At 44.4% G+C, this 7,209-nt stretch carries 6 protein-coding genes; all 6 read right to left on the bottom strand.

Going from position 1 to position 7,209, the window contains the following annotated elements; genetic code table 11:
• Window positions 1–895, bottom strand: an 895-nt coding sequence (locus Q8865_10580) for an LCP family protein (protein MDP4153861.1), incomplete at its 3' end; no start/stop codon positions are given.
• On the bottom strand, window positions 892–2,055 hold the full coding sequence (gene nadD, locus Q8865_10575) for a nicotinate (nicotinamide) nucleotide adenylyltransferase (protein MDP4153860.1): 1,164 nt from the start codon (window positions 2,053–2,055) through the stop codon (window positions 892–894). The genes nadD and Q8865_10580, both read right to left, overlap by 4 nt.
• An 11-nt stretch (window positions 2,056–2,066) precedes the next feature.
• Window positions 2,067–2,354 carry a ribosome assembly RNA-binding protein YhbY gene (gene yhbY / locus Q8865_10570; GenBank protein ID MDP4153859.1) on the bottom strand — a complete coding sequence of 96 codons (288 nt, stop codon included), beginning with the start codon at window positions 2,352–2,354 and terminating at the stop codon, window positions 2,067–2,069.
• 11 nt (window positions 2,355–2,365) lie between these two features.
• On the bottom strand, window positions 2,366–2,968 hold the full coding sequence (locus Q8865_10565) for an XTP/dITP diphosphatase (protein MDP4153858.1): 603 nt from the start codon (window positions 2,966–2,968) through the stop codon (window positions 2,366–2,368).
• Window positions 2,961–3,887 carry a signal recognition particle-docking protein FtsY gene (ftsY, locus tag Q8865_10560; protein MDP4153857.1) on the bottom strand — a complete coding sequence of 309 codons (927 nt, stop codon included), beginning with the start codon at window positions 3,885–3,887 and terminating at the stop codon, window positions 2,961–2,963. Before ftsY ends, Q8865_10565 begins: the two co-directional genes overlap by 8 nt.
• 11 nt (window positions 3,888–3,898) lie before the next feature.
• Window positions 3,899–7,209 (bottom strand): chromosome segregation protein SMC (gene smc, locus Q8865_10555; protein ID MDP4153856.1); only part of this gene is annotated, 3,311 nt, incomplete at its 5' end.

Here is a 7,209-nt window from a genome sequence, read left to right as displayed (position 1 = left end):
TAAAATTAGAATTAAGAAGCCCCAGCATTTCATTTTTATATAATGTAAAGTAGCTGACACCGTTTTTAAAATAAGCCTCACCGGGAGCATTAAACATTTTGATATTCGCCATATCAACTTTTGATGCGTCTGTTCCGAATTTAAGCATGTCCGAAAAAGCGATGTCTGTTTTGACGTCACTGAAAACAGTCTGCAAAATGTTGGACATATTCAGCAGGTTAGATGGTTTTACCGCCTGTTTTGCCATTGCGGCAATAAAAACCTTCTGTGCTTCGATACGAGCAAGGTCGCCGTTGGCATAGCCGTGCCTGAAACGCACAAATCCTTCTGCATCCTCGCCCTTTAGTACCTGTAAACCTTTTTTGATATGAATATGAAGATCCTGAACCTTGTCATCATAGTTCATATCATCGGCAACATTTACTTCAACGCCTCCGATTCCGTCAACAAAATCACGGAATGCCTTTGTACTGATAACAACATATCCGTCAACCTCTATGCCAAACGTTTTTTTAATGCAATCCTTAAGTCCGTCACCCTTGCCAACAGCATAAGCTGAATTGATCTTTTTATTGTTGCTGGTGGTATCAATATAAGTATCTCTCGGAAGAGACAGTATATTAATCTTAGAATGTACCGTATCAAAATATACAAGCATCAAAGTATCGGTTCTTGTGCCGCCCTTATCAGTTCCGCCTACAGCAAATGTATAGACGCCTTTATTACGAAGTCCATTGCTGACATCCTGATCGATATCGATCTTTTTTGTATTTCCGTCGTTCATAACTTTGGATGCGTTATAAACAGAATAACCCGCAAAAACACCAACGCCAAGCAGCGTAATAATCACCGCCGCAGCAATGATGATGATTCTGTTTCTTTTTTTAATCTTCATAGCATGTTGTTCCTTCCGGCATAATATGCCCTTGCGCTAAGCGTGTTCTCATGAACAGTCATGTTGTTATTTCTAACCTCATCGATTGAAATGTCGCAGGCGGTCACAATTGCTTTGTTAAGATCAGTATAAGCATATTGTCTTATACTGTCCACTCCATCAAAATCACGCAGCGGTTCTATAAAATCGGCAAGAAATATAACCTCTTCGAGCGGACTCATTCCGGCTCGGCCCGTCGTATGATAATACACAGCGGCAAAGATATCTTCATCGTCAATGCCAAGTTTTTCCCTAATGTAATACGCACCTGTTTTAGCGTGTAAAAGTTTCGGGGCGTTTTTTTCCACAGTTGATAAAATTATACCAAACTCTTTACAAAGTTGCAACTGCTCGTCATATGTTTTTTCCTTAGTTATATCATGTAGAAGTCCCGCTAGAGCAGCCTTAGCAATATCAACATTATAAATACGCGCAAGTTTTATGGATTCATCCCTGACTGATACCGAATGTAAAAATCTCTTTCTTGACAAAACCTCACTCAGCATTACTTCAAGCTCAGGCAGATATACGTTCTTGTCTGCAATGTACTGCGCAAGTTTGTAAGGAAGGACATGCCCCATATTGCATCCGCAGCGCAACATTGTTCGTATATTTTCGGAAGACATCTCAATGACCGGCGCTTCAATAAACACTATGTCTGCATTGTATTTTTCTTTTATATACAAAACATATTCAGAAAGCTTAGTATCGCCGTTTTCCCGCTCAAACACCGCAATAGTGCAAAGCTTGAATATATCTTTGAACTGTCTCCATTTCTCAATCATATTGAACATATCCGAACCCATCAAGAGATAAAGCTTATCTTCGGGTCCCACCAAGCGTTTAATTTCATTCAGCGTATCGATCGTGTAACTGATGCCGCCCCTTCTAAGCTCAATATCGGATACAACAGCATCTTTTACCTCTTCAAATGCAATGCGCGTCATTTCGAGCCTCTCCGACTGTTCAACTGATTCATCAGCAGATTTATGTGGCGGCAGCGCTGTTGGAATAATCAAAAGCTTGTCAAGCTCAAGCGCCTTAATCGCATTCTTAGCCAGATTTACATGCCCGAAATGAGGCGGATTAAAAGTTCCCCCATAAATACCTATTTTAGCCATTAACTCACCGCTTATATATTGATTGTCTTTTTATTTTTTGACTCTTTATAAAGCACAAACCGTGTGCCGATAACCTGTACAATCTCTGCGCCGCAGTGTTCAGCAACATCCGCAGCAGCCTCTCTCGCGGAAACCAGAGATGTCTCCAGGACACGCAACTTAATAAGTTCCCGTGCTTCAAGCGCCTCGTTCACCTGAATATACAGATTATCGTTTATACCGCCTTTGCCGATCTGAAAAATAGTATCGATTCCGTTTGCCATTGAGCGCAGAGTTGCCCTTTGTTTACTTGTCAGCATATATTACCGCCTTAAATATATTCTTTGATTTTTTGAAGGAAAAGCCTCATTGCCTCAGCTCTGTGGCTTATTTTGTTTTTAATCTCGTCGGGCATCTGCCCAAAAGTTTTGTTATATTCCGGCACAAGGAAAATTGGATCATATCCAAACCCGTTTTCGCCCTGTATTTCTCTGGTGATGACTCCAAAGCATTTTCCTGTAACAGTAAAACTCTTGCCGTCTGGAGAGGCGAATGCTATCGCAGATACGAAGTGCGCGCCACGTTTTTCATCTGGAATATCCTTTACAGCGTCAAGGAGTTTTAAGGTTCTATCCCTGTCCGTCGCGTTCTCACCCGCGTAACGAGCGGAGTAAACACCGGGAGCACCGTTTAATGCGTCCACCGAAAGTCCTGAATCGTCCGCAAAGGTCGGAAGTCCGCAAAGCCTCATGACTCCTTCCGCCTTAAGCATAGCGTTTTCCTCGAAAGTAGTTCCCGTTTCCTCAATATCCGCGCTTACGCCCGCTTCCGCCATTGACAGCACCGTAATATCAAGACCGGATAAAAGCTGGCGCAGTTCACGCAGCTTGCCTTTATTTGATGTTGCAGCGACTATTGTCAAAGGTCTATTCATTATCGCTGTCCTGCCCTTCAAACAGAGCGTTTGCAAACTCTTCAGGCACAAACTCCTGCAGATCATCCATCTGCTCGCCTACGCCGACAAAACGTATCGGGATATCAAGCTCGTGTTTTATTGCAACCACAATTCCGCCTTTCGCTGTGCCGTCAAGCTTAGTAAGAATAATGCCCGTCAGCGGAGCGACGTTTTTGAACTCTTTTGCCTGATTTAGTCCATTCTGACCGGTAGTTGCATCGCATACAAGCAGTATTTCCTTATCGGCATCTGGCAGTTCACGGTCAATAACACGTATCATCTTGCCAAGCTCGTCCATAAGATTTTTCTTATTATGCAGTCTTCCTGCAGTGTCGCAGATTATGATATCCACGCCACGGCTTTTTCCTGCTGAAATCGTATCGAAAACGACGGCGGCAGGATCAGTGCCTTCTTTTTGGTGTACAATGTCGCAGCCGGCACGGTCAGCCCAAATGCACAGCTGTTCAGCGGCAGCAGCCCTGAAAGTATCCGCAGCGCCAAGAATGACTTTTTTGCCCTGCTGTTTATATAGATTTGCGATCTTGCCGATCGACGTTGTTTTACCTACACCGTTTACTCCAACCACAAGGATCACCGACGGTTTTGTCGACAGATGCATGCCCTCTTCATCACGGAGCATATCGCTTACTATCTCTTTAAGAAATTCCTTGACCGCCTCGCTGTTCGTCTCTCTTTCGTCCTTGACCTTGTCACGCAGCCGTTCTATTATCTCTTCGCTTGTTTCTATGCCGACGTCCGCCATTATCAGCAGTTCTTCAAGTTCTTCGAAAAAATCTTCATCTATTTTTACAAATGAGCGGAGCATGCTGTCGACCTGCCCCATGATTCCCTGCTTTGTTTTTGCAAGCCCTTGTTTTATCTTTTCAAAAAAACCCATAGATCCTCCATTTATAATGTATTGCCGAAATGCTTTTCAACATCGGCAACATTTATCGTCAAAAGTTTTGTCACGCCGCTCTCCTGCATCGTCACACCGTATAATATTCCCGCATGCTCCATCGTGCCTCGTCTATGCGTCACGCAGATAAACTGGGATGTGCGCGCCATCTTTTCAAGATATCCCGCAAACCTGCTTACATTTACATCGTCAAGTGCCGCCTCTATCTCGTCCAGTATGCAGAATGGTGACGGCTTCACGACCATTATAGCAAAATACAGTGCGATAGCAACAAATGCCTGCTCGCCGCCTGACAATGCGCTTAAATTCTTTATTATTTTGCCTGGAGGCTGTATAGCTATATCTATGCCTGATTCGAGAACGTTTCCCGGATCTGATAATTCCAGCTTGGCATTTCCGCCTCCGAAAAGTTCAATAAATACGCGGCCAAACTGCTCGTTAATCGCCTTGAACTGTTCAGAGAAGATTTTTTTCATCTCTTCAGTGAGGCTTTCGATTATCCGGGTGAGTTCTGATTTAGCTTTTTCAAGATCGTCAACCTGCGTTTTTAAGAACTCATAACGCTCGTTTACAGTTTTGTATTCCTCGATTGCCCCGACATTGACATCTCCGAGACTTTTCATCTTATTTTTTATCTCGGCGATACGTTTTGCCGCGGCCGCCGGATTTTCAAGCTCTGTGCGCAGGGCGTAGCTGTCTGTAAGCGTAAGCTCGTATTCTTCCCAAAGCCTTGAAATGATGTTGTCATACTCCGTCTCAAGCGAAGCCTTTTTCCCTTCAAGTCTCGTAAGCTCTCTGATAAGCCCTTCACGCCGTGATACCATATCTTTGCTGCTTTTGCGTATTTCAGCGATCCGCTTTTCATTAAGATCACGTTTTTCATTAGCCTTCTTGATGTCTTCTCTGAAATTTGATATGTTTTCCTGCAGTTTCAGTGCTTCGCCATCAAGCTGTGTGATTTTATTATTAAGATCTTCGATATTTGCATTGATGGTTTCAGTCTCTTGCTGTATTGTTCCCAATTCTGAGCTAAAAAGCTCTTTTTGACGCAGAATATCTGAAATTCCGGCTTCAAGCATCTCAACATCTTTTTTAAGAGCAGCTATCTCGAATTTACCGTCTGAAATCCTCGTTTGAAGCTGTTCGCGATTTTTAAGCGCTTCCTCATGGCTGCCAGAAAGCGTCTCATACTCGCCTTCAAGTCTTGACAGTTCCTGTTCTGTGGCATTAATCAGCGCAGAAAGTTCATCTGCCTGTTTTTGTGCAGTTTCATTCTGCAAATTGATGCTTTTTCTCTCGTTTTGAAGCGCCTCCACCGAATCGTTCAGCGTATCAAGCAGCATTTTATACTGTCCAGCTTCGCCCTCAAGTCTCAGCTGCTGTTCACGGGCAACATTGTTTTCGGCAACAGCGCCGTCGAGACTTGCCGAAATCGAAGCAGTTTCAACTGCAAGCTTGTCCGCCTCAGATGCGACTTCACCCGCCTGAGATTTAAGTTTAACAAGTTCTATATTAAGAGTTTCAATTTCATTTTTCCTTGACAGCACGCCGCTGCCCCGAACCTGAGAGCCGCCGGTCATTGAGCCACCTGCGTTCACGACCTGACCGTCTAACGTCACGATCTTGAATCGGTAACCGAATCGTCTTGCCATTGCAATTGCGTTGTCAATATGTTCAACAACAACCGTTCTCCCGAGAAGACTTTTAAAAACGTTTTCATACTTACTGTCATAGGTCAGCAGCGACGATGCAATACCGACAAAGCCCTCGCATCTGTCAACTCCGGTTTCATTAAACCCGCTGCCCCTCACAGCCGAAAGCGGTAAAAATGTCGAACGCCCGCCATTTTCGTTTTTGAGCATTAGAATGGCCGCTTTTGCGTCTTCCTCACGTTCAACAACGATATGCTGCACCGCGCCGCCAAGGGCAGTCTCTATAGCAAGCGTGTAAGCACCCTCGACCTTGATTAGCTCGCTTACTGGACCGCAGACCCCGCGGAGGCGCCCGCGTTCGGCCTCCCTCATAACGACCTTGACACTTGAAGTAAAGCCTTCATAATGTTTTTCCATGTCTGTTAAAAGCCTTATCCTCTGGCTCTTTTCCATCACAGAGTTATCAAGCGCGCGCTGTTTCGCGTTCAGCTCATCAAGTTTTGACTTGCGGGCTTCAAGCTTTCGCTGATAACCCGATATTATGTTTGAATTGCCGGAAATGCGCTCTGCAACGTCTTCAAGCTGTTCGTTTATCCCCAGCAGTTCTTTTTCTTTATCATTACGCAAAGCCTCACGCTCAGCGAGTTCATTTTCTATAGTGTTAAGACGTGCCGCCGCATTTTCAATACTGCTCTCGAAGGAGGCAAGTTTTATTTTTGCATCTGTGGCCTCTCCGGTCATGACAGTCATCTGTGCACGCACTTTTTCAAGCGTCTCGGTTATATCCGACTGTTCGGACAAGCGCCGCTCGCTTTCGCTGACTATATCTGAAAGTTCCTGTTCCTTCTTATCGATATCCTGTTTTATCGACTCCATCGATGACCGCTTTGAAGCGATCTGATCCTCAAACTCTTTAAACCTCAGCTGTCCTTGTTCGATGCTTTCCTTTATTCTGGCTAAGCGCTCTTTGTGATGTTCGATATCGTTTACTGTAACTGCCCGTTCACTCTGCAGTGACGCCGCTTCTTCCTCTTTATCTCTTATGCTGTTTTGAAGCTGTTCAACAAGCAGATTGCACTCCTGCATCGCTGCGGAGCATTCGTCCATTTCGCGCTCGCTCGACTCGTTTTCGTCCTGCAAAAGGTCAAGGCTGTCCTTTGTCATATGATATTTATTGTCCAGCTCTTCTTTTTCATCTTTTGTCTTATCAATGCTGTCCAGCCAAACGTTTATTTCAAGCTGTTTTCTTTCTTCCCGGAGATCAAGAAACTTACGGGCTTTTTCGGATTGTATGCGAAGCGGTTCAACGCGTTCTTCCAGTTCATGAAGTATATCACGCACACGTGATAAATTTTCCTCTGTTACAGAAAGCTTTTTTTCAGATTCCTGTTTGCGATAACGGTATTTCGAGATACCTGCCGCCTCTTCAAGTATCAGTCTCCTGTCCTCGCTTTTAGCTGTCAGAACATCTGAAATCTTGCCTTGCCCGATTATAGAATAACCATCTCTGCCAAGCCCCGTATTCATAAAAAGCTCGTTAATATCACGAAGGCGAACGCCGACACGGTTTATGTAATATTCACTTTCACCTGTTCTGTATAAGCGCCTGGTTACAGCGACTTCATCAAAATCCACCGTAAGCGCTTTGT

Source organism: Bacillota bacterium, from assembly GCA_030705925.1.
In the GTDB taxonomy this organism is placed as follows: Bacteria; Bacillota; Clostridia; order Oscillospirales; family Feifaniaceae; genus JAUZPM01.
The sequence above is the reverse complement of the archived record's forward strand: the minus strand, read 5'-3'. Positions and strand labels throughout refer to the sequence as shown.

Excerpts from the sequence above, each read along its gene's own strand:
- ftsY (MDP4153857.1), bottom strand. The coding sequence starts at position 3,887 with ATGGGTTTTTTTGAAAAGATAAAACAAGGGCTTGCAAAAACAAAGCAG.
- nadD (MDP4153860.1), bottom strand. The coding sequence starts at position 2,055 with ATGGCTAAAATAGGTATTTATGGGGGAACTTTTAATCCGCCTCATTTC.
- yhbY (MDP4153859.1), bottom strand. The coding sequence starts at position 2,354 with ATGCTGACAAGTAAACAAAGGGCAACTCTGCGCTCAATGGCAAACGGA.
- Q8865_10565 (MDP4153858.1), bottom strand. The coding sequence starts at position 2,968 with ATGAATAGACCTTTGACAATAGTCGCTGCAACATCAAATAAAGGCAAG.